Raw genomic sequence first — 22832 nt, 5'->3', positions numbered from 1 at the left:
GCCGGTCATCCGCGTAAGGCCGGCGGTCATCGGCGTAAACCGGGTGAACCACCGAGACCCGCTGCGCGATCATAGGCGCATGTCCCCGTTGAACACCCTCGCCCGCGTCGACGCCGACCTCGCCTCCGGGCGGGTGCCCATGGCGCGGCAGCGGCTGCGCGGGCTGGTCTCCTCGTTCCCGTGCGACCTGATGCTGCGGCGTCGGCTCGCCGAGGTGTACCGGCTGTACGGGGACGCGGCCGAGGCCGGGCGCTGGATGTACCTCGAAGCGGACCGGGACGAGGAGGAGACCGCCGCCTTCGAGGCGCGCTACGGGACTCCCGGGTGGCGGATGAAGGCCCTCGCCTGGCGCGGGCCCGAGGCGTCGGCGGCGACCCGCTTCGCCGAGGAGCAGCTCGTGGCGGTGCGCACGGCCTGCGCCGAGTGGCTCGGGCGGCCCGTCGCCTGGGACGACGACCCGGAGTCCTATGTCGAGGACCCGGACGAGGAGAGCGCACCCGAGCCGGGAGGCTCGACGCTCTCCGGGGTGATCGTGGGCGCCGGAGCCCTCGCGGGAATCGTCGTCATGTCGGGCATCTGGGTGCTCGGGATCATCTCCCTCTTCTCGTAGCGCCCGGCCGCCTCCGCCTTCTCGTAGCGCCCGGCTGCCTCTGCCTTCTCGTAGCGCCCGGCCGCCTCCGCCCGGCGGACCGCCCACGGTGTCAGCAGGCCCGTCAGGGCGAAGAGCGCGCCGACGACGTACCAGCCGGGGCGGCCCCAGCCGATGCACAGCGCGATGAGCAGGCCGGGGCCGACCGCCTCCGAGAGGCCCGCGCCCAGGCCGAAGACCCCCAGGTACTGGCCGGTGGCGCGGGGCGGGGCGAGGGCGTACGACACCTCGAAACCGCCCGCGGAGTGCCAGAGCTCGCCGATCGTGTGGACCACGACGGCCGCCAGGAGCAGGCCGACGGCCACCGCCACCGGCGCGCCCGCCGAGAGCGGGACCAGCGCGCAGGAGACGAGGAACGCCGCTCCGGCACGCCGGTAGGCGTGGCCGCCCGCGCGGGGTGAGTCGATGCCCCGGCTCGCCCGCACCTGGAGTCCCACGACGATCACGGTGTTGGCGAGCATCGCGCCCGGGACGAGCCAGTGCGGGGCACTGGTGGACCCCACCAGCCACAGTGGGATCGCCACGGTCAGCACCTTGAACTGCATCGCCATCACCCCGTCGAGCGCGGTGAGCGCGAGATACGGCCGGTCCCGCAGCGCGATCCACCGCGGCCCCCGGGCGACGGGCGCGGGAGCCACCGGCGGCAGCAGGAACAGCACGGCGGCCGAGGCACCGAACGCCAACGCGTTCCCCAGCACCAGGAGCTGGTACGCGCCGAGCGTGCCGACCTGGACCGCCCAGCCCGCGAGGAGTGCGCCCAGCGAGATGCCGACGTTGGTCACGGCCCGCAGATAGGCCCGGAACTCCTGTGGCCGCTCCCCTCCGTAGTGCCGGACGAGCGGCGCACGCGCGGCCAGTCCGGCCGCCTTCGCCCCGGTCGCCGCCGAGACCGCGAGGACGAACGGCCAGAAACTGTCCGCGAAGACGAAGGCCCCCGTCGCCACCGCCTGCACCGCGAGCGTGGCCACGTACACGCCCCGAGCCCCGCACCGGTCCGCGAGATGGCCGACCCCGATGCCCACGGCGAGGGAGAGCGTCCCGGCGATGCCGAGGCCGAGCCCCACCGTGGCGGCGGAGAGGTGCACGGCCTGGGTGAAGTACAGGACGCCGGCGGTCAGGAAGAGCCCACTGCCGACGGTGTTCACGAAGTTGGAGGCGGCGAGGGTGCGTTGGGGGCCGGTGGAGGGCAGCAACGTGGGCATGACGGGGCTCCGCGTCCGTTCGGGCAGGTGCGGCGAGTAAGGACCCCTATAGCTTGTTGCTTATTACTCGAATGGGCAAGGGGTCGGCCCTGGGAGGGAGTTGGTGTTCAGCGGTCGGCATTTCAGCCGCGGTCGTGCCCCTCGTCCCCGCCGTCCCTCGCCCCCGCCGGCAGCACCGGCGGGGTGTACGCGGCCAGGGCCGCCCCGTCCGGATCCGGGCGCACCGCTCCGAGCAGCGGGTTCGCCGCGATCGGCGAGACCTTCACCTTCCCGCCGGGCCGCGGCGCGTGCACCACCAGGCCCTCGCCGAGATAGACCGCCACATGGGTCGCGCCGGGGAAGTACACGACCAGGTCCCCCGGACGGAGCTCTGCGAGCGACACCCGGGGCAGCGTCGCCCACTGCTCCTGACTGGTCCGCGGCACCTCCCGGCCCGCCGTCGCCCATGCCTGCTGGGTGAGCCCCGAGCAGTCGTACGTCTCCGGGCCCTCCGCCCCCCACTCGTACGGCTTGCCGATCTGGCCCACCGCGAACCGCAGCGCCGCCGCACCCGCCCCCGACGGAGTGCGCCGGCCTGTCAGGGCACCCGAGTCGAGCAGCTCGCGCTGCGCGCCGGCCGTCTGGACCCGCTCCAGCTCGGTGAGCCGGGCCAGCTGCTCGGGAGAGAGCGCGGCGAGCAGCTTCTCGACCTCCGCGAGCCGGGCCCGCACCTCGTCACGCCGGGTCCGCTGCGTGGCGGCGAGGGTCTGCTGCCGGTCGAGCGCCTTGCGGGAGGCGCTCGCCAGGCCGCGGGCCTGCCGCTCGGCCTTCTCGAGCCGCGCCACGGCCGTCGCCCGCTCGCGGGAAACCCGCGCCATCAGATGCCCCTGGTCGAGTGCCGACTGGGGGTCCGGCGCGAACAGCAGCCGCAGGTAGGAGGAGAACTCGGACCTGCCCCGGTACTGGTCCCGGGCGATCCGCCCGGCCGCGGCACGCCCCTGCGCCAGGGCGGTACGGGCGGCGGTGAGCCGGGCGGTGACCCGCTTGGTGTCGGCGGTCTGGCGCTTCAGCGCCTCCTCGGCGGCGTTGAACCGCTCGGTCGCCTCCTCGGCCTGCTGGTAGAGCGTCCGCATCCGGGTGAGCAGGGCGGTGACGGAGTCGCCGCCGGGGGGAGGGAGCGCGGCGGCGTCGTCGGTGGCGGGGGGTGGGGTGGGCGCGGCGGATGCGAGTGGGTCGACCGGTTCGTCCGGGTCCACGGTCGGATCCGGGTCCGGATCCGGCCCCACCGGTTCCGCCGCCGCGTCCGCGTCGGGGTCCACCGGGCCCACCGGTTCCGCTGCCGGGTCCGCCCAGGCGATCGGCGCCTCCACCGGGGGATCGGCCGGTGGGACCGGCGCGGCGGCGCCCGCCGGGAGGACGCCCGCGAGTGCCGTCGCAGCGGCCAGAGCCCCCGTGCAGACCGTACGCAGCAGCCTTCGCGACACGTCACCACCTCCACGGGGATGATGACGTGTCACTTCATCCGATTACCGTACGAAGAGGGGCGCGTCCGGCGGCCTCACCCGTTCGGCTCAGCGGTGTCCCGGGGAGGGGTCGTGCCGGAGTTCGGCTTCGACCACGGCCACTTCAGCTCGCGACGCTCGCGGCCCTCCGGGGCGTACGCGTAGACCCAGCCGCGCTGGAGCCCCAGACGCTTCGTGTAGCCCGCGGGCTCGCGCCGGTAGGTGTGGAGGGTCGGGGGGTTCCCGTCGTGGGCCGGGACCGGGATCTCGTACCACTTCGGCGGGTGGCCGGTCGGGCCGAGCAGGATCGGCAGGACCCGGCCGTCGAGGGGGCCGCCACGGAAGGAGGTGTTCTGGCTTCTCACCCCTCCAGTGTCCCCTCCGGTGTCCGGTTCCGGCTCAGAGCAGATGGGCGGCCTCGCCGACCACCGGGATCACCCGGCGGGCCAGCCGGGCCACGGGCCCCTCGGGGGTCTCCTGGGCGAGGAGGCGTCCGACGACGCGGGCCGTCTCCTCGTCGCTGGCCGTACTGGCCGCGAGGAGGGCGATGAGATGGTCCACGAGCCACTCCCGCAGCTCGCGGGCCGGGGGTCGCTTGTCCTCGTCGAGCCAGATGAGGGAGGCGGCTTCCACGGCGGCGATCCATGTGCGGACCAGCATGTTGAGGCGGGGGCCGGGCCGGTCCACGCCGAGGTGGACGAGGATCTGTTCGGCGGCGGCGCGGCGGACCTCGTCGACGATCGCGGTGGTACGGGAGGTCTCGGCGACGCTGCCGCCCCGCAGGAGGGCGCTGAAACCGGCGTCGTGCTCGTCGACGAAGGTCAGATAGCGGTCGAGCACCCGGCCGAGCCGCTCCGTGGGGGGCCCGACGGGGGGCTCGGTGAAGCAGTGGTTCAGGGCGTCGGCGGAGGAACGGAGGGCGGCCTCGTAGAGCTGCTGCTTGCCGCCGGGGAAGTAGCGGTAGACGAGCGGCCGGGAGACGCCGGCCGCCTCGGCGACGTCGTCGAGGGAGACGTCCTCGGGCGTGCGGTGGGCGAAGAGGCCCTGGGCGGCTTCGAGGAGCTGGCCGCGGCGTGCCTCGACGCTGAGCCTGCGGTACGCGGGGGTGGCGGCGGCAGTCATGCTGCGCAGCGTAGCGGGCCCCCCTTGCCGCCCCATCTGACGCCGGCCGCGGCTGCGCGCTACCGCCCGCTGCGCCGGCCCGCCGCTGCGGGCTGCGGCCCGATCCCGCCGCTTGCCGCTGCGGGCTGCCGCCCGCTCCCGCTGCCCGCCCGCCCGTTGTGGGCATTCGTTCCGCAGGGCGGAACGGGTGGGCACAACGGACGGCGCCCCGTGCCGGGCCTAGGCTTCCGCGCCTGAGCCCGCACCGGGTGCGCGCCGCACGTGTTGGTGCGGGTCCAGGCGCAAGGGGCGGAGGCGCCGCCAGAGGGCGCCGTCCCGTGTGCCCACCCGTCCCGCCCTGCGGGACGATTGCCCACACGGGGGTGGCGAGGGTGCGGGCGCGGCCCCGCACGGCGGTGGGTGCGGGTGCGGGCCCACACGGCGGGTGGCGAGGGCGCGGGCGCGGCTCCACGCGGTGGCGGGTGCGGGTGCGGCCCCACGCGTCGGTGGCGCGGGCGCGGCTCGCGCGGGGTGGCGGCGGCGTCGCCTCGGGCCAGTAGGCCCGAGGCGCCCGCATCGGGTGGCGGCGGCGCAGCCTCAGGCCAGTAGGCCCGAGGACTTCCACAGGCGTCGCCCCGCCCCCCGCAGTACCCCGATGTCGTCCAGGAAGTCCGTCAGGCGGCGCGCGCCGGACTGCATGACCTCGCGTCGGTGCCCGCTCGCCCTCACCTGCGCGACCGCCTCGCGGCGGTCCAGGCCCACCGCCTCGTACACTCGCGGGTTCACGAAGCACGTGGAGAAGACCCGCGCCGCCTCTCCGCAGCTCAGTCGGGTGAACTCCTGCTCCCAGCGCGGCGCGGTCACCATCTGGCGCCGCAGTTCCTCGCGGGCGTACCGCACATGCCGTGCCTCCTCGACCACATGGATGCGGGTCACCCCGCGCACCAGGGTCTGCACCCGCTCGTCCGGGAACGTCAGCCGCTGCATCCAGTCGAGGATCTCCTCGCCGAGCAGAGTCGAGGCGAACGAGCCCGGCGTGGTGGACACGGTCTTCAGCAGGCGAGCGAGGTTGTGGTAGAGCCTCGGCACCGGGTACGCCGGGGTCCCGCCCCGCTGGATCAAACGTGCGAACATCATCGAGTGCCGGCACTCGTCCGCTATCTCGGTCAGCGCGTACCGGACGTGATGGCTGGTCAGCGACTTGTCGTAGATGTGCCGGACGAGCAGCTGCATCAGGATGATCTCGAACCAGACGCCGAGCGACGCGAGCGACGCCGCCTCGTGGCGCGAGAGCGCGATCCGCTGCTCCTCGGACATCTTCCGCCATAGCGGCGTGTCGTACAGGGAGAGCAGCTCGGGCGGCCAGAACCACTTGCCGTCCTCGAACGGCGCATCCCAGTCGAGCGCGACGTCCGGGTCGTAGGAATGCTTCCGGGAGGACTCCAGAAGGCGTTCGGCGACCTGCTCGCGGTCGCGCAGCGGCCCCAGGGCGTCCCGGAGGAGGCTGAAGTCCGGCTCCGTGGAATCCGTGGAATCCGTGGACGACGTGGACGCCGTAGAAGCCGTGGACCGGGTGAAGGGGGTCATGGTTGCGCACCTCGCTGTGCTCGTCGCGACGGCGTGACGTCACCGATGGTCACCTCGTATCAGACTGCCCGTCAGTAACCTCGTCAATCCCTTGTGCGCGACTTGTTGACGATCCGTCTACCAACGTGTGAGCCTGGCCACAGGACTCGCACCACGGGAAAGGCCCGACCCCCCAAGGAGGCGTCAGTGTCGACGCGCGACCTCTACACCACGGCCCCGTCCACCCCGAGCTGGCAGGTCCCCGCCACCGGCGCCGCCCGCTTCTCCTGGGAGTACGAGGAGGGCTGCGAGCGCCTCCTCGCCCTCTACCAGAAGGGCAAGGACAAGCAGTGGGACGGCGCCACCCGGATCGACTGGGGCCTGGAGGTCGACCCGTACGACCCCCTCGGCACGCCCGACGAGGTCCTGACCCTCCACGGCACCCGCCACTGGGCGAAGATGACCGAGAAGGACAAGGGCGACCTCCGCCGTCACTACGCCTCCTGGCAGTTCAGCCAGTTCCTCCACGGCGAGCAGGGCGCCATGATCTGCGCCGCCCGGATCGTCGAGTCCGTCCCCGACCTGGACGCCAAGTTCTACTCGGCCACCCAGACCATGGACGAGGCCCGGCACGCCGAGATCTACGGCCGCTTCCTCCACGACAAGATCGGCATGCTCTACCCGATCAACGACAACCTGCGGAGCCTCCTCGACGACACCCTGCGCGACTCCCGCTGGGACATGCCCTACCTCGGCATGCAGGTCCTCATCGAGGGCCTCGCCCTCGCCGCCTTCGGCATGATCCGCGACACCACCGACAAGCCGCTGCCCAAGCAGATCCTCGCGTACGTGATGCAGGACGAGGCCCGGCACGTCGCGTTCGGCCGGATGGCCCTGCGCGACTACTACAAGCAGCTGTCCGACGCCGAACTCCGCGAACGCGAGGAGTTCGTCATCGAGGGCTGCTACCTGATGCGCGACCGGCTGCGCGGCGTCGAGGTGCTGGAGAACTTCGGCATCCCGCGGAAGGAGGCCGAGGAACTGACCGAGCAGAGCGAGTTCCTGCACCTCTTCCGCAAGCTGCTCTTCAGCCGGATCGTCCCCTGCGTCAAGGACATCGGCCTCTGGGGCGAACGCCTCCAGAAGGCCTACCTCGACATGGGCGTCTTCGACCTCGGCGACTCCAACCTCGACCTCCTCATGGCCCAGGACGAGGAGATCGCGGAACAACTCGACGCGGAGCGCTTCGCGAAGGAGGAGCAGGCCCGGGTGGCGGAGGTCGCGGACGCGATCGCGGACGGGGCGGCACAGGGCTGACTCCCCGGAAGAACGGCTTGTCGTACGGGTGACGTAGCGTGATCGTCATGACCATGCCGCCACCGCCGAACCAGCAGCCCCACAACCCGTACGGCGGGCCGGTGCCGCCCCCGCAGCAGCCCGGCCCGTACGGCGCCCCGCAGGGCTTCCCTCCGCCGGGACACCCCCAGCAGGCCTACCCCCCGCACGGTGTTCCGCCGCAGTACCCGGCGGGCCCGGCGCCCGGCCCCGGCGGCTGGGGGCAGCCGCCCATGGGGCCGCCGCCGAAGAAGAAGCTGGGGGCAGGCGCGATCGTCGCCATCGTCGTCGGCTCCCTGGTCGTGGTCGGCGGCATCGGCTACGGGGTCAAGGCCGGGCTCGACGGCGTCACCGGCCCCTTCCCCGCCGCGACGCACAAGCTGGTCGTCCCGCAGACCGTCCTCGGCGGCGACTACACCCTCGTCTCCGACCTCTCCGACACCCAGGGCAAGGAGATCGAGGACACCCCCGACTTCACCGTGAAGGACGCGACGGCGGCGGTCGGGCAGTACAGCGGCAAGGACGAGTCCGTCCTCGTCCTCTCCGGGCTGTACGGGCAGATCAAGAGCCCCGGTTCCACCCGCTCGTCCATCCTCAAGGGGGCCGCCACGGACAAGGGCTCCACGCTCGTCGTCAAGCCCAGGGACTTCACACCCGCCGGGTACGACGTGACCGTCAGCTGCCAGGTCACCACGTCGAAGGACGGACTCAGCGCGACGACGCTCCCCATGTGCGCCTGGGGCGACGAGAACACCGCCGCCGCCGTCGCCCTCGTCGGCGCAGGAGAGGCCACGGCAGACCCGAAGGACATCGACCTGGCCGAACTCGCCGAGAAGACGGCCAAGATCCGTGCGGAGATCCGCAAGCCGATCGCCTGACGCGGGCGATCGGGCGATCGGGCGATCGGGCGGACGGGCGGACGGGCGGACGGGCGGGCGGACGGGCGGACGGGCGGACGGAGGGCGCGGGGTGCCCGGGCCCATGGCCGTCGGGGCGCAGCCCGAGCGGCTACCCCCGCGCCGCCGCCTCCAGCCGCAGCGCCTCCTCCATCACCGCCCTCGCGATCGGCGCCGCGCTGCCGCCCCCGCTGATGTCCGTACGGGACGCCTCCGCGTCCTCGACGACCACCGCCACCGCGACCGCCGGCTGGGCCGCGTCCTCCGCCTGGGCCCAGGCGATGAACCAGGCGTACGGGGTGCCGGTGTTGCCGAAGCCGTGCTGGGCCGTGCCCGTCTTGCCGCCGACCCGCGCCCCCGGGATCGCCGCGTTCGTGCCCGTCCCCTCCGTCACCGCCTTCACCATCAGACGCTGGAGCTGCATCGCCGTCGCGGGGTTCATCGCCTGCCGGTAACTGCGGCGGCCCGTACGGTCGATCGTCGTCCCGCCCGAGGTCGTCGAGCGGTCGACGACGTACGGATGCGCGATCTCGCCGTTGTTGGCGACCGCCGACGCCACCATCGCCATCTGGAGCGGCGTCGCCGTCGTGTCGAACTGTCCGATCGACGACAGCGCGAGCTGGTCCGGGCTCATCCGCCGGTCGAAGTTGGACTTCGCCACCCAGGACGGCACCCGCAGCCCCGTGTCGTTGAAGCCGAACTTCTCCACCGCGTCGACCATCCCGTCCAGGCCCACCTCCACCCCCAGGCCGGCCATCACCGTGTTGCACGACCACTGGATCGCGTAGGCGAGGGACGCGTCGCCGCAGCCCTTCGCCTCGTTCGGCAGCACCTGCCGGGTGCCGGGCAGCACGAACGGGTCCGGGGTGTCCGTCGGCGCGTCCACGTCCCGCACCACCCCCGCGTCGAGCGCCGCCGCGGCCGTCACGATCTTGAACGTGGAGCCCGGCGGGTACGTCTGCCGCAGCGCCCGGTTCAGCATCGGCTGGTTCGGCGAGGTGGTGAGCCGCTTCCAGGCGTCCTTGACCCCCTGCCCCGTACCGGAGAGGACACCCGGGTCGTACGAGGGGGAGCTGACCAGCGCCAGGATCCGCCCGCTGTGCGGCTCGACCGCGACGACCGCGCCCCGCTTCCCGTCGAGGCCCCGGAAGGCCGCCTCCTGCATCGAGGTGCGGATCGTCGTCACGACGTCGCCGCCGGGCTGCCGGCCCCGGGTGAGGTCGTTCCAGAGCGGCAGCGGCGCCAGCATCGGGTCGGTGCCGGCCAGGACCGCGTCCTCGGCGTGCTCGACGAGGGTCGTGCCGTACGTCTGCGAGGAGTAGCCGGTGAGCGGCGCGTACAACGGGCCCTTGCGGTACGTCCGTTCCCAGCGCAGCTGCTGACCGCTGTCCCGGGAGCCGGTGACCGGCTTCCCGTCGACGACGATCTCGCCGCGCGGCTGTGCGTAGCGGTTGATCGCGATCCGCCGGTTGGCCGGGTTGTCGTCGAGCGACTCGGCCTCGAAGACCATCACGCGCGCGGAGTTCACGAGGAGCGCCACGAGGAGCACGAGACAGAGCGCGGCGGCCCGCCGGGCGTACCGGATCACCTGTTGGCCTCCAGGGCGTACGGACGGATCACGTGGCCCCCTCCTTCACCGGCGCGAGCGTCCCGGTGTCGGCGTCGTCCGGCTGCGGTGCGCGCGCCGAGTCGCTGACCCGGATGAGGAGTGCCACGATCACCCAGTTCGTGACCACCGACGAACCTCCCTGGGCCAGGAACGGCATCGCCATCCCGGTCAGCGGGATCAGGCCCATCACCCCGCCCGCGATCACGAACACCTGGAGCGCCACGATCGAGGCGAGCCCGATCGCGAGGAGCCGTCCGAAGGGGTCCCGCAGCGAGAGGCCTGCGCGGTAGCCGCGGGCGACGAGCAGCGCGTACAGCAGGAAGAGCGCGGTCAGGCCGACGAGCCCCAACTCCTCGCCGGCCGTGGCCAGGATGAAGTCGGACTTGGTCGCGAAGCCGATGAGGACGGAATGGCCGAGACCGAGCCCCGCGCCGAGCATCCCGCCGGCGGCGAACGAGAACAGCGACTGGGCGAGCTGCCCGGGCCCGTCCCCGGCCCGGATCGAGGCGAACGGGTCGAGCCAGTCCTCCACCCGGCTGTGGACGTGGGGTTCGAGCGAGCCGACGAGGAAGGCTCCGGCGGCGGCGAGGACGAGCCCAACCGCGATCCAGCCGGTCCGGCCCGTCGCCACGTACAGCATGATCACGAAGAGCCCGAAGAAGAGCAGCGAGGTGCCCAGGTCCCGTTCGAGGACGAGGACGCCGACGCTCAGCAGCCAGATCGCCACGATCGGCCCGAGCACCCGGCCGGTCGGGAACTGGAACTTCCAGATCCGGCGGCCCGTGTACGCGAGCGCGTTGCGGTTGGCGGCGAGGTACGCGGCGAAGAAGACCGCGAGCAGGATCTTGGCGAACTCGCCCGGCTGGAAGGAGAGACCGCCGAGCCGGATCCAGATCTTGGCCCCGTTCACGGCCGGGAAGAAGATCGGCAGGATCATCAGGGCGAGCGCGGCGGCCATCGACACGTACGCGTACCCCTGGAGCGCGCGATGGTCGCGGAGCAGCAGGACGACCACGATGAAGAGCGCGACCCCGAGCGTCGACCAGATCAACTGGGTCGCCGCCGCCTGGTCCTTCGGCGTCTCCAGGTCGAGCCGGTAGATCAGCACCAGGCCGAGGCCGTTGAGCAGGACCGCGATCGGCAGGAGCAGCGGATCGGCGTACGGGGCGCGGAACCGGACCGCGAGATGGGCGACGAGCGCGAGCAGACCGAGCCCGGCCCCGTAACGGGCGGCGTCCGGCGGTACGGCCCCGCTGCGGGCGAGGCCGACCTCGGCGTACCCGTAGACGCAGATGAGGACGGCGCAGACGAGGAGGGAGAGTTCCACGCCGCGGCGCTTCGGCATGCGTACCCCGGGAGGGGGAGCGTCCGTGCGCGGTGCGGTCATGGCCGCAACGTAGCAAGCGGTATGCCCTATGTCCCTTTTGTGTGACGGTGTGCCGTGGGGTGGTGTTCAGTCCTCCGGTACGGGGTGGTCGGCGAGGCTCACGTACTCGGGCAGCCGAAGCCGGGCCTCGGCGCCCTCGCCATCGGCGGCACGGGCGAAGACGAGCTCCGCGCCGATCACCTCCGCCTGCCCCACCGCGATCGTCAGCCCGAGGCCGTGCCCCTTGCCCCCGCTCTCGGTACGGAACCGCTGCGGCCCCGATTCCAGCAGATACGCGGGATAGCCGGGCCCGTGGTCCCGTACGGACACCACAGGACCGTCCACCGTCAGGACCACCGGCGGGGCGCCGTGCTTGTGGGCGTTGGCGATCAGATTGCCGAGCACCCGCTCCAGGCGCCGCCGGTCCGTCTCCACGGTCGTGTCCCGGGCGACCCGCACCTCGGTCCCGGTGCCCGAGGCGCGCACCACCCGCTCGGCGAGCGGACCGAGTTCGTGCACGGCCAGGTCCACGGTCTCGTTGCGGGCGTCGAGCCGCGAGATCTCCAGGAGGTCCTCGGTGAGCCCGCGCATCGCCCGCACCCGGTCCCGGACGAGCTCCGACGGCCGCCCCTCCGGCAGCAGCTCGGCCGCCGCCGAGAGCCCGGTGAGCGGGGTGCGCAGCTCGTGCGCCACGTCGGCGGTGAACCGCTGCTCGCTCTGCAGCTTGCGCTGGAGCGAGGACGCCATCGTGTCGAGCGCCCCGGACACCGTGGCCACCTCGTCCTGGGGCCGCGAGGAGTCCTTCGTACGGGGGTCGTCGACGCGCGCGTCGAGATCGCCCGCACTGATCCGGCGGGCCACCTGGGCGGTGAGGTGCAGCCGCCGGGTGACCCGGGTGACCGCGAAGGCGCCCACGAGCAGCGTCGCCCCGATCGCGAGGACGGAGGAGCCGAGGATCGAGCGGTCGAGCGCGTCGATCGTCTCGGCGCTCTGCGTGTAGTCGACGCGTACGGCGAGGGCGCGGCCGTCCGCCGGGCCCGCCGCCCACATCGTCGGCCTGCCCCGGTCGTCGGCGACCACCGTGCCGCGCTCGCCCCGGACGGCGAGCGCGTGGAGGGAGGCCGGGAGCCCGGGCGGGTCGACCCCGGCGAACCGGGGGAGCGGCTCGCCGGCCTCGTAGAGCCGGGTGACCTCGGTGAGCCGCGCGAGGGCCTTCTCCCGGGAGTCGTTCACGGTCTGACCGGTCACCGACACATGGACGAGGATGCCGAGCAGCGCGGCCAGGGCGCAGCACATCACCGCGATGAAGACCGCGGCCTTCCAGGTGAGGGTCGCGGTCCAGGCGGGCAGCCGGGGCGCCCTCACGGGTTCGGCTCGACGGGTACGGCCACGTCCGGTGGCGTCGGGATCGGCGTCGAGGGCGAGGCCGTGGTCGGCGTCGGCGTCGGGCTGACCAGGCGGGGCGCGGGGACGGCCGGGGACGCCGTGCGGCCGGGCTTCACCCGGACGATCTCGTCGCGGGTGGGCAGCATGCTGTGCTGCTGCTCGTCCCAGGACCAGGCGGTGCGGTACTCGTACCCGGGGATGCCCGCCGAACTGACCCGCATGATCAGGTCCCGGCCGGCCAGCTCCACGCTGATGACCTGGTCGACGGTGGACATGATGCGGGTGAGGCCGCCGTTCTCGGCGAGGTAGACGCGCACGCCGACCTGCTGGTCCGGCATCCGGATCCCGACGATCAGCTCGTCCCGGCCGTTGCCGGTGAGGTCGCGGTAGTACGGCCGCATGATGGGACAGGCGGCCGGCGCGGTGTCGCAGGCCCTGATCGCGCGGGCGGTCTCCTCGTAGAGCCCGTCGCCGCCGCTGTACGTGTCGGGGCGGGCGCGCACCTCGGCGTCGACCACCGCGACGGCGTCGACGGAGTGGACGTCGTTGTCGGCGACCGTGATGCCGGGGACGCGCTCGGTGTCGGACTCCCCGTAGTCGATCGGCGGATCCGTGGCGGGCGGCAGGTCGGGCCAGAGCCGTACGGGCCCGACGGCGGTGGGCGTGGCACCGGCGCTCTGGAGCCCGCCCTCGTTGCGTCCGCAGCCGACGGCGCCGCCGAGCACGAGGGCGCACAGGACACCGGCTGCGGCGAGCTGCACTCCGCGCGGTCTCACACTGCTCCTCGTACGGGTCGATCGGTGGGGCGCCCGGGGTGGCCAGGGCGGCCGGGACGGCCGCGACGGCGGGGTGGCCGGGACGGCCGGGCGGCGGACCCGGTCCGGGTCCGCTTCCAGTAGACCTTATTCGGAGGGAAGTCCTTTTTGTCTACTCGTAGACCCGGTCGCTCCAGGGGGCACTCGCCATCCCACCGGCCACACCCCTAGAACGCGCCCCGCTCCATCCTCGCAAGAGCCGCCCGGCACACGGTCAGGAGCTTCTCGTCGAGGTGGATGTCATGGCTGCCCGAGGCGCCCTCGCGGGCGTTGTGGCGGCGCCGGCGGGTCAGCTCGGTGAGGATCACCAGCTGCGCCTCCGAGGCCGCCGGGCCCATCTCGGCCAGGCACTCGGCCACGTCCACGCGCGCGTGCCGGTTCTCCTCCCAGGCCGCGAGCAGCACCGGCAGCGCCGCCGCCGCGTCCCCGGACACCCGCCACAGGGCCGCGGCGCTGCGGACCCGTACCCACAGGTCCCGCGAGGCCAGGCCCGGTCCGAGGGCGGGGGCCGTCGAGGCGGCCGCCGGGCCGATCTCGCCGAGGGCCTGAGCGGCGGAGCACCAGTCCGCACCCGAGACGCCCGGCCGGAGCCACCGCTCCAGGGCGGTCAGGACCTCGCCCAGATCACCCTCGGCCGCCCACAGGGCGCGCGCCGCCGTCGTGGCGACCGTGGCCGAGTCGGCGGCCAGGAGCCCGCGCATGTCCGGTACGGCCTCCTGGGCCGCGGGCCCGAACGCCGCCAAGGTCCGCAGCGCGGACTCGCGGACCCAGTCGCGCCGGTTCGACGGCGCGCCGCGCAGGACCCGCAGGACCTCCGGCACGGCCTGGGAGCCCCGTACCGCCGCGAGGGCGTACAGCAGGGGCGCCGCCCGGTCGTACAGCCGCTCGTCGAGCTCGACCTCGGCGAGCCGGCGCCGCAGCAGCGGGGCCAGCATGGCGGCCGAGGGTCCGAGGCCGTCCATGGCGTACAGCAGCTCGCGCCGCACCTCGCGCTCCTCCAGGGCGCGGGCGAGCAGCGGGACGGCGCGGGTGTCCCCGGCGCGGGCGAGCGCGAGGAGCGCCCCGTCGCGCCCGGACCGCCCGACGAAGCCGCTCTGGACGCTGCCGCTGCCGCCGACGCTGCTGCCCCTTCCGCTGCCCTGGCCGGTGCCGGTGCCGGTGCCGGTGTCGACCCCCGCCGCAGGTCCCACCGCGAGGCGGGTGGCGAGCGCGTCGGCGGCGGGAGCGCCCAGCTCGAAGAGACGCTCCAGGAACGAGGTCGCGGCCTCCCATAGCCGGGGCTCGGGATCGTCGAGCTGGGCGCCGACGAGCCGGACGACCTCCTCGTACCGCCCCCGCCAGATCCGTATCAACCCGCCGCACAGCCAGATCGCGTCCGAACGCTGCCCCCAGTCGGGGCTGCGCAGCTGCGCCAGGATGAGCGCGATCCGGTCGTCGACCCGGTCGTCGAGCGCCGCGTGCAGGGTCCGGAGCAGTTCCTCCGTCCACGGAGCGGGGCGCCCGGCGGCGTGCTCCTCCAGGAGCTCGCGGACCTGCCCGATGAGGGTCGGTGTCGCGGCGCGCTCGGTGCCGGGGGCGACCGGTCCCCGCGCCGAGGTCCTGATCTCCTCCAGGAGTCCCGTCACCCACGGCACGATGTCGTCCGGGATGTCGGCGGGCGCGCAGCGCGCCCGCTGGGCGAGGGCCGCGAGCCGCAGGCCGGGGTCCTGGGCGGCGCGGGCGAGCCAGCCGAGCCAGTCGACGGTCTCGGTGCGCAGCGACGCGTGGCGCAGGGCGATCCGCCCGACGGCGGCGACCAGGGCGAGCCGGACCTCGGTGTCCCGCTCGACGGTGAGCCGCTCCCGGAGCAGGGTCAGCACCCGCGCGGGCTCGGGGTGCAGCGAGGCGAGCGCGCAGGGCGCGGCGAGCCGCACCTCGGGGTCGGGATCGGAGACGAGACCGAGGAACACGTCGGCGCCGGCGGCGATCGCGGCGGCGGCCATCGCGTAGTTGGCGGCGGGGATGAACTCCTCGTCGTCGGGGTCGAGTTCGTCCAGTTCCTCGTCGTCGTCGAGCTCGATCCCGCCGATGCTGGTCAGCAGCTCGACGATGCAGCCGCGGTCCTCGACGGCGGGGTCGGCGACGAGTTCGAGGAGGAAGGGGATGCAGGCGAGGGTGGAGTCGTAGACGTCGCCCTGGTGGTGCACGGCCCCGTACATGCCGTCGAGGGCCGTCTCCCGCTCGGCGGGATCGGCGGAGGCGAGTCCGCGGAGCAGCTCCGGCACGTCGTCCGCGGGGCCGTACGCGTGCCCCAACGAGGCCCAGTCGACCTCCTCGATCCCCGTCAGCATTTGCCAGGCCGCCTTCCCCGTGAGCCCTGTACCAGGCAGCAAGTGTGCACCACGGGAGGGACAGCAAGGCCTTACCGGCGACACCGGGCGTGCGCGGAGCCCCAGTTGCGCTCTGTTTGCGCCATGTGCGGTACGCAGCGGGGCAGTTGCACTCAGTGCCCACCCGGAAACCGCAGTGCCCACCCCCGGGAACCCGGTCCGGCGGCGGCCTACCCCTCGGACCGGACGCGGACGAAGGTCGCGTTCTCCTGGCGCTGTCGCACGGCGAGCTGCCGCAGTTCGACGGGGAGCGGCGGGTCGATCCACCGCACCGGGCCGTGCTCGGGGTCCTGGGCGAGCGGCCCCGCGCGGTCCCCGGCCAGGGCGCCGACCTCGCGCGACTGCGCCGGGGTGAGCCGGGGCGAGGTGGACACCGTACGACCGTCCGCGAGGCGTACGACCAGGGCCCGGGGCCGGTCGGGCGGGCCGACGACACCGAGCAGCACGCCGTCGCTCGTCTCCATGTGCCGGATCTTCCGCCAGGCCCAGGTGGAGCCGGCCCGATACGGGGAGGTCAGTGACTTGGCGACGATCCCCTCGACCCCCGCGTCCCGCAGATCGCGGAACCAGCCGCGCGCGGTCTCCTCGTCCTGGGTGGCGAGCACCCGCTGGAGCGGCGGCTCGGCGTCGCGCAGGGCCGTCCCGAGCAGCTCCCACCGGTCGCGGAGCGGCAGGGCCCGGACGTCGCGCCCCGGGACGGCGAGCAGGTCGAAGGCGATGTACGAGACCGGAACGCCGGCCCGTGCCCGGTCGGCGGGGGAACGCAGCAGGTCGGTGAAGCTCAGCCGTCCGTCCCGGTAGGCGCACAGCTCGCCGTCGAGGACGATCCCGGGCGGCAGCTGGTCACGCAGGTGCGCGGCGATCCCGGGGAACTCGGGAGCGAGGTCGCGCCGGGAACGCGACTGGAGGACGACCCTCCCGTCGCCGAGGACGAAGGCGAGCGCGCGGAATCCGTCGAGCTTGAGCGAGTACTGGAGCTCCCGGGGCGGCTTTCCCTGCTCGGGGATCGCGTCGGCGGAGCGGGGCCGCATGACGTCGACGGGCGGAAGAAGCACGACGTCACGGGGGCTGGGGCTGGGGCGGGGGCGGGGGTCGGGACTGGGGCTGCGGCCTGGGGCTGGGCCGGGGCCGAGATCGGGGCCGGGGCCGGGGTTGGGGTTGGGGCGAGGGTCAGGACGAGGACCGGAGCGGGAGCTGGAGCCCGAGTCGGAGCCGCGGTCGGGGCGAGGGCGACGGCGAGACTCAGGACCGGAGCCACGGCCGGAGTCAGGGTCAGGGGCGAGGCCGCCGGGCGGGCGGGGCTCACCGCGGCCACGGCCCTGAGCGCCACCGTCCGCGCTGCTCCCCGGGTTCCGGCCCGCCCCGCGGCCCGGAGTGCCACCGGCCGCGACCCCGGCCCGGCCCGGGGTCCCGTGACGTCCGCCCGGAGCCCCGTCACCGGCGCTCGGGGTGGCCCCGTCAGGCCCGCCAGGAGCCCCGCCACCGGCGCTCGCGGCGTCGCCACGCCCGCCCCGGGCGTGCGCCCAGGCCCCGTTCACGGCGCGCCCCGGGCCCGGTTCACGGCACGTCCCCCGCCCGCTCGGGCGCGAAAAGTGGCGCGAGGAGCTCCCCGTACCGCTCAAGACGTGGCGCGATGTCATCCATGAGGAGGACGAGGGACTCGGGGTCCGCGGCGGCCCCGGCGCACTCCTCGACCTCCTCCCACGTGACGGGCGCCGAGACCATGGGGAGGGGCCGCGCCCGCAGGGTGTAGGGCGTGGCGGTGGTCTTGGCGGCGGCGTTCTGGCTGTGGTCGACGAAGACCTTCCCGGGCCGCAGGGCCCGGGCCATCCGGTGCACGACGAGCCGCGGCAGCGCGGCCTCCGCCTCGACGGCGAGCTTCCGCGCGTACGCCGAGACGCGCGGGGACGGCGTGGGCACCACCGGGACGAGCAGGTGCAGCCCCTTGGAGCCGGAGGTCTTGGCGAAGGCGTCGAGGCCGTCCGCGGCGAGCCGCTCGCGCAGGTGAAGGGCGACGCGGCAGCACTCGACGACCGTCGCCGGCGGCCCGGGGTCGAGGTCGAACACGAGCCGGTCGGCGACGGCGGGGGAGGAGGCCCGCCACTGGGGCGTGTGGAACTCCACGACGAGGTTCGCGGCCCACATCAGCGAGGCGAGGTCCTCGACGACCACCTGCCGGGCCCGGGGGTCCTCGGAGCGCGGCACCGGGGTGGTCCTCACCCAGGAGGGTGTGCCGGGCGGCGGATTCTTCGTGAAGAAGAGCTGCCCGTCGGGGCCGTCCGGATAGCGCAGGAAGGACACCGGGCGATCGCGCAGATGCGGCAGGATCGCGGCCCCGACGGTCGCGTAGTAGTGGAGCAGCTCGCCCTTGGTGGTGCCGGTGACCGGGTGGAGCACCTTGTCCAGGTTGCTGAGCGCCAGGCGCCGCCCCTCCACCTCTGTGAGAGGCGTCATACGATGAGAATCCCACGATTGACGACAAATCGGGCACGACGAAACGTCCTGATCCGACCCGAAGGGAACACTCGTGCGATCCATCTGGAACGGCGCCATATCCTTCGGCCTGGTCAGCATCCCGATCAAACTCGTGAACGCCACCGAGAGCCGGTCCGTCTCCTTCCGGCAGATCCACACCGAGGACGGCGGTCGCGTCCGCTACAAGAAGGTGTGCGAACTCGACGGCGAGGAGGTCCCGCAGGCGGAGATCGGCAAGGCGTACGAGGATGCCGACGGGACCATGATCCCGATCACCGAGGAGGACCTGGCCGCGCTGCCGCTCCCCACGGCGAAGACGATCGAGATCGTCGCCTTCGTACCGGCCGGCGACATCGACCCGCTGCAGATGGACGCCGCGTACTACCTCTCGGCGAACGGCGTCCCGGCGGCCAAGCCGTACACCCTGCTCCGCGAGGCGCTGAAGCGCAGCGAGAAGGTGGCCGTGGCCAAGTACGCCCTCAGGGGGCGGGAGCGCCTGGGGATGCTCCGGGTCGTGGACGACGTGATCGCCATGCACGGCCTGCTCTGGCCGGACGAGATCCGCGCGCCGGAGGGCGTGGCCCCGGAGAACCCGGTGAGCGTGAGGGACGCCGAACTCGACCTGGCGGACGCCCTGATGGCCACCCTGGGCGAGGTCGACATGAGCACCCTGCACGACGACTACCGCACGGCGGTCGAGGAGATGATCGCGGCGAAGGCGGAGGGCGGCGAGGGAGTCGCACCCCCGGACACGGGCGAGGAGCGCGGCGGCGGCCAGGTCATCGACCTGATGGCGGCCCTGGAGAACAGCGTGAGGGCGGCGAAGGAGGCCAGGGGCGAGGGCGGGGAGGGGGAGGGGAAGGCGGAGGGGAAGGCGGAGGGGAAGGCGGAGGCGGAGGTCACCCAGCTGACGTCGCGCGCACGCACACCGAAGTCGACGGACACGAAGAAGTCCACGTCGAAGACACCGGCGAAGAAGACGGCGGCCGCGGCGCACAAGTCGACGGCGAAGACGGCGAAGACGGCGACGAAGAAGACGCCGGCGAAGAGCACGGCGACGAAGAGCACGGCGACGAAGAAGACGGCGGCGAAGAAGACGACCGCGAAGAAGGCGACCCCACGCAAGCGCACGGCGTAGGGTCGCCGACCGGGTGGGCGGGTCTCACCTGGACGGTGGACCGCCGGCGGAACGCAACTCCACGTACGCCGTGTTGAGGTCGGCGACGCGCACGGTGACGAGGTCGTCCCGGCTGGGGGCGACATGCCCGCCGTGGGTGTCGTAGAGGCGCAGATCGCGGGCCGAGGCGGCCTTTCGGCAGAGCTCACGAGCGAGCCGCCCGTTGCCCAACCGGTCGACGAGTCCGTCCCGTACGACCCCCTGGAAGTGGGAGTGGAGGACGGCGTCGGCGTCCTCGTCCACGATGTCGCCCTGCGCCTCCAGAACGCCGTGGGCGATCCGGAGGAGTTCCGCCGCCGAGTACGACGGGAAGTCGATCCGCGTACTGAAACGGGAGGTGAGGCCCGGGTTCGTGGAGAGCAGTTCGGCCATCTCCTCCGGGTGGCCGGCCAGGATGACGACAAGCTGGTCGCGGTCGTCCTCGGCCCGCTTGAGCAGCACCTGAAGGGCCTCCTTGCCGAAGGCGTCTCCTCCGGAGTAGCCGGTGTTGTACAGCGCGTAGGCCTCGTCGACGAAGAGGACACCGCCGAGGGCGGAGTCGATGACGGCCTTCGTCTTCATCGCCGACGACCCGAGGTGTTCGCCCACGAGGTCGACCCGCGAGGTCTCGACGAGCGTCCCCGTCTCCAGCATTCCGGGGCCGGCGAAGATGTCGCCGATGATGCGGGCCACGGTCGTCTTGCCGGTGCCCGGGGGGCCGGCGAAGACGAAGTGCTGCGGCCCGGCGGTCGTCGGCAGCCCCTGCTCCCTGCGGACGGTGGCCATCCGCAGCTGGGCCACGAGGGTCCGCACCTGCCGCTTGACGGGTTCGAGCCCGATCATCCGGTCGAGGCGGGCGAGCGCCTCGTCGAGGCGTCGATCCGCGGCGTCGGCGCCCTCGGCGGTACCCGCCCCGGCCCAGCGCGCGGGGGAGGGGCGCCACGGTGTTCAGGACCTCGTGGAAGACGCGCTGGCGGGCGAGCGCGTACCCGACGTACAGCTGGGCCTCGTCGCGCAGGAAGGACGTCTCGATGCCCCGCGAGAACTCCAGCACCAGCGGCCAGTTCTCCTTGAGGTAGGCGTAGCGGGTGCAGAGGAACCGCGTCTCGTCACAGTCGAGAACGGCGGTGAGGAGAGCGGGCTCGGCCTCGTCGACACGCCCCGCGGAGAGCTGCTGCGCCATGCCGGCGAGCCAGAGGTCGCGCGAGGTCTCCAGCCGGAAGGTGACGTAGACACCGAGATCGAACCGCGAATGGACCGTCAGCGCGCACTTGTTCCGCAGCGCTCCGAAGAGCGGCTCAGACCGGCTACGACCGGCTCAGACCGGCTCCCGGCCGGCTCAGACCGGCTACGACCGGTGTCGAACGACCGCAGACACCAAGAATGCCTGACGCCCCGCGACCGCCGCACTCATCCGGTCGCCCGGTGAGGCACCTTCCACCCCTGGGGGACCGTGTGACCCCGTACCCCCCGTACCCCCCGTGACCCCGTATCCCCCGTGACCCCGTAACCCCTGTACTCCCGTTGTTTCCCCCGTTGTCCCCCGTGTGCCCGTTGTCCCCCGTGTCCCCGTTGTCCCCCGTGTTCCCCCGTTGTTCCCCCGTGATCGCCGTCAGAACCGGACCGGCGACGTCAGAGCCGGATCAGGCCGTGCGCGGGTCCGACCCGAGGTCGCTGACGAGGTCGAACGCCTCTCGCCGGATCGCGACCAGCGAGCCGATGGTGCGGTCGCTCGTCTCGCGCCAGCGGCTCTGCGCGATGCGCCACGACGCCAGGAAGACGCCGACCCGCATATGGGTGACCAGGCTGTCGTGCGTGCCGTTCGCGACGACCCTGTTCAGGATGGTGCCCTCCATCTCGACGCAGTGGTCGAAGCTGTGCTTGGCCAGGGTCATGCTGCCGGACGCGAGGTCGAGCGAGGCCGCGAAGTCGTCGGCCCACTGCTCCCCCGCAGTGGACAGCACGTGCTCCAGGGGGCCGTTGAGGTCCGCCATGGTGGACGCCTCGGGGGGCAGCTCCTCCAGGTAGCGGTGCCACAACTCGACTTCGGGGGCGAGGAACACCGACTGCTTCTCCGGGAAGTACCGGAAGAACGTGCTGGTGCCCACGCGGGCGTGTCGGCAGATCTGGGCCACGGTGGTCGCGTCGTAGCCGGACGACGCCCCGAGTTCGCGCGCTGAGCGCACTATCTGCTGCTTGACCTCGGCTTTCTTGATGTCACGGAGGCTCTCCACGGGGGGTTTCTGAGGTGGTTGATTCGTCACAAGTCGACGGTAACAGCACCCACTTGGAATTGACCCCCACTAGGCAGCGACACCTAAGTGGGTGTATAACTCATCTGGGAGTCACTACCAAGTGGAAGTGACTCCAGCCGTCGGAGAGGGGAGCTGAGCGGAGAGGTGGGCGACAAGCGGATGTGGGCGTTAGTGGCCGATGGCGCGGGCGGCATCGCGCCTGCCGAAGTCGACCGTCCCCCGCTCGAGGCGGGTCAGATCCTCGTCTCCGTGCGGGCCTGCTCGGCCAACTTCGGCGAGATCACGGACGTCCTGCCAGGCGCACCGCGGGGTTACATCCCCGGCTGGGAAGCCGTCGGCACGGTCCTTGAGGCCGGCCGCTCCGCCGCGCGGTTCCGGCCCGGCGACCTGGTCGCCACGCTCGGACAGACAGGCGGCTGGGCCCAGTACCGGGTGGTGGACGAGCGACTCGCCTTCCGTCTGCCCTCGGACAGCTCGCCGACGTCGATGGCGGTCATCGGAGTCGCCGGCGGAACCGCGATCCGGGTGATCCGCCGATTAGGGTCGACCCTGGGCACGCGCGTCATGGTCACGGGCGCGGCCTCCGCCGTGGGTGTCTTCGCGGTGCAGCTGCTAGCCATGGCCGGAGCGTGCGTGGTCGCGGTGGACCGCAGGACAGAACGGCATTCCCGGCACCGTACCTTGGGTGCCACGGATGTGATCAGAACGCCGGCGGAAAATAGTGAGCCGGTAGGGGCGGTCATCGATACCGTCGGAGGCGATGTCCTCGTTCAGGCATTCCGGCAACTGAGTGCCAACGGCCGACTGATAGCGGTCGGCCACACCGCACGTGAGTGCGAGAAGTTCCAGTTGGGGGACTTCGAGGGGGATGACGGCCGACACGGCCGAGTCATCGAAACGATGTATCTGCTGCAGGATGATCCGCGGCGCACACTCGCCGACGACATCGAGTGGCTGGCCCGACTGGTCGACGACGGGGACATTCTGACTCCCGAGATCCTCGTCCAGGAGAAATCCTCTTTCGCGTCGACGGTGACGCTGAAACCCAGGCCGAATGGCTGGGTCAAAACCGTCCTCAAAATCGACTGAAGCGATAGCACCGAAGCTGCATCGCAGCAAAGCATCGCAGCAAAGCCACACCGCACCTTGGGCGTCACCGCCGGTGTTTTCG

At 72.8% G+C, this 22832-nt stretch carries 19 protein-coding genes and 1 pseudogene; 6 read left to right on the top strand and 14 right to left on the bottom strand.

Annotated elements, in window-relative coordinates:
• The first annotated feature begins 79 nt into the window (after window positions 1–79).
• Window positions 80–610 (top strand): DUF6584 family protein, encoded by a 531-nt coding sequence (locus N5875_RS12660; RefSeq protein ID WP_318209211.1) that lies wholly within the window; start codon window positions 80–82, stop codon window positions 608–610.
• A 329-nt stretch (window positions 611–939) separates the two neighbouring features.
• On the opposite strand, the pseudogene N5875_RS12655 reads toward N5875_RS12660, so the two are convergent.
• The 5 genes and pseudogenes from N5875_RS12655 to N5875_RS12635 form a co-directional block, all read right to left on the bottom strand.
• Window positions 940–1851, bottom strand: a pseudogene (locus tag N5875_RS12655) (MFS transporter); the annotation flags it as partial.
• A 122-nt stretch (window positions 1852–1973) separates the two neighbouring features.
• Window positions 1974–3314: an NlpC/P60 family protein gene (locus N5875_RS12650; RefSeq protein WP_338493670.1), complete on the bottom strand. Its 1341-nt coding sequence runs from the start codon at window positions 3312–3314 to the stop codon at window positions 1974–1976.
• A 74-nt stretch (window positions 3315–3388) separates the two neighbouring features.
• On the bottom strand, window positions 3389–3697 hold the full coding sequence (locus tag N5875_RS12645) for a hypothetical protein (protein ID WP_318209213.1): 309 nt from the start codon (window positions 3695–3697) through the stop codon (window positions 3389–3391).
• Window positions 3698–3731: 34 nt separating this feature from the next.
• Window positions 3732–4454 (bottom strand): TetR/AcrR family transcriptional regulator, encoded by a 723-nt coding sequence (locus tag N5875_RS12640; RefSeq protein ID WP_338493668.1) that lies wholly within the window; start codon window positions 4452–4454, stop codon window positions 3732–3734.
• A 576-nt stretch (window positions 4455–5030) separates the two neighbouring features.
• Window positions 5031–6020 (bottom strand): diiron oxygenase, encoded by a 990-nt coding sequence (locus N5875_RS12635; RefSeq protein ID WP_318207928.1) that lies wholly within the window; start codon window positions 6018–6020, stop codon window positions 5031–5033.
• 186 nt (window positions 6021–6206) lie between these two features.
• Here N5875_RS12635 and N5875_RS12630 point away from each other — a divergent pair, with 186 nt between their 5' ends.
• Both N5875_RS12630 and N5875_RS12625 read left to right on the top strand, forming a co-directional pair.
• Entirely contained in the window at window positions 6207–7316 is a 1110-nt protein-coding gene (locus tag N5875_RS12630) for a ferritin-like domain-containing protein (protein ID WP_338493665.1), read from the top strand.
• 47 nt (window positions 7317–7363) lie between these two features.
• The gene (locus N5875_RS12625) at window positions 7364–8212 is read left to right on the top strand and encodes a hypothetical protein (protein ID WP_338493662.1); all 849 of its coding nucleotides are present in this window, start codon (window positions 7364–7366) and stop codon (window positions 8210–8212) included.
• 130 nt (window positions 8213–8342) lie between these two features.
• Here the strand turns inward: N5875_RS12625 and N5875_RS12620 are convergent, their stop codons facing one another.
• The 7 genes from N5875_RS12620 to ligD all read right to left on the bottom strand — a co-directional run bounded on the left by N5875_RS12620 (window position 8343) and on the right by ligD (window position 18229).
• Window positions 8343–9818: a penicillin-binding transpeptidase domain-containing protein gene (locus N5875_RS12620; protein WP_338493659.1), complete on the bottom strand. Its 1476-nt coding sequence runs from the start codon at window positions 9816–9818 to the stop codon at window positions 8343–8345.
• A 28-nt stretch (window positions 9819–9846) separates the two neighbouring features.
• Window positions 9847–11226 (bottom strand): FtsW/RodA/SpoVE family cell cycle protein, encoded by a 1380-nt coding sequence (locus tag N5875_RS12615; RefSeq protein ID WP_338493657.1) that lies wholly within the window; start codon window positions 11224–11226, stop codon window positions 9847–9849.
• Window positions 11227–11292: 66 nt separating this feature from the next.
• Window positions 11293–12570 (bottom strand): HAMP domain-containing sensor histidine kinase, encoded by a 1278-nt coding sequence (locus N5875_RS12610; RefSeq protein WP_338493654.1) that lies wholly within the window; start codon window positions 12568–12570, stop codon window positions 11293–11295.
• Window positions 12567–13367 carry a hypothetical protein gene (locus N5875_RS12605; RefSeq protein ID WP_318207922.1) on the bottom strand — a complete coding sequence of 267 codons (801 nt, stop codon included), beginning with the start codon at window positions 13365–13367 and terminating at the stop codon, window positions 12567–12569. The genes N5875_RS12610 and N5875_RS12605 overlap by 4 nt, the downstream gene beginning before the upstream one ends.
• A 206-nt stretch (window positions 13368–13573) precedes the next feature.
• Window positions 13574–15736 carry a PBS lyase gene (locus N5875_RS12600; protein ID WP_338493651.1) on the bottom strand — a complete coding sequence of 721 codons (2163 nt, stop codon included), beginning with the start codon at window positions 15734–15736 and terminating at the stop codon, window positions 13574–13576.
• A gap of 209 nt (window positions 15737–15945) precedes the next feature.
• The gene (locus N5875_RS12595) at window positions 15946–16830 is read right to left on the bottom strand and encodes a DNA ligase (protein WP_318207920.1); all 885 of its coding nucleotides are present in this window, start codon (window positions 16828–16830) and stop codon (window positions 15946–15948) included.
• Between the two features lie 502 nt (window positions 16831–17332).
• Window positions 17333–18229 carry a non-homologous end-joining DNA ligase gene (gene ligD / locus N5875_RS12590; protein ID WP_318207919.1) on the bottom strand — a complete coding sequence of 299 codons (897 nt, stop codon included), beginning with the start codon at window positions 18227–18229 and terminating at the stop codon, window positions 17333–17335.
• Window positions 18230–18302: 73 nt separating this feature from the next.
• On the opposite strand from ligD, the gene N5875_RS12585 reads away from it, so the two are divergent.
• Window positions 18303–19388: a Ku protein gene (locus tag N5875_RS12585; RefSeq protein ID WP_338493648.1), complete on the top strand. Its 1086-nt coding sequence runs from the start codon at window positions 18303–18305 to the stop codon at window positions 19386–19388.
• Between the two features lie 24 nt (window positions 19389–19412).
• Here N5875_RS12585 and N5875_RS12580 read toward each other — a convergent pair whose 3' ends face one another.
• Window positions 19413–20249, bottom strand: coding sequence for an AAA family ATPase (locus tag N5875_RS12580; protein WP_318207917.1), 837 nt, complete (start codon window positions 20247–20249; stop codon window positions 19413–19415).
• A gap of 101 nt (window positions 20250–20350) precedes the next feature.
• Between N5875_RS12580 and N5875_RS12575 the strand changes: the two genes are divergently transcribed.
• Window positions 20351–20485 (top strand): hypothetical protein, encoded by a 135-nt coding sequence (locus N5875_RS12575; RefSeq protein ID WP_318207916.1) that lies wholly within the window; start codon window positions 20351–20353, stop codon window positions 20483–20485.
• Window positions 20486–21049: 564 nt separating this feature from the next.
• On the opposite strand, the gene N5875_RS12570 is transcribed toward N5875_RS12575, so the two are convergent.
• The gene (locus N5875_RS12570; protein WP_318207915.1) at window positions 21050–21640 is read right to left on the bottom strand and encodes a helix-turn-helix domain-containing protein; all 591 of its coding nucleotides are present in this window, start codon (window positions 21638–21640) and stop codon (window positions 21050–21052) included.
• Window positions 21641–21805: 165 nt separating this feature from the next.
• Here N5875_RS12570 and N5875_RS12565 point away from each other — a divergent pair, with 165 nt between their 5' ends.
• The gene (locus N5875_RS12565) at window positions 21806–22750 is read left to right on the top strand and encodes a zinc-binding dehydrogenase (RefSeq protein ID WP_338493644.1); all 945 of its coding nucleotides are present in this window, start codon (window positions 21806–21808) and stop codon (window positions 22748–22750) included.
• The last annotated feature ends 82 nt before the right edge of the window (window positions 22751–22832 follow it).

This window comes from Streptomyces sp. SJL17-4 (assembly GCF_036826855.1).
Taxonomy (GTDB): Bacteria; Actinomycetota; Actinomycetes; order Streptomycetales; family Streptomycetaceae; genus Streptomyces.
This window is presented reverse-complemented; position numbering and strand designations above follow the sequence as displayed.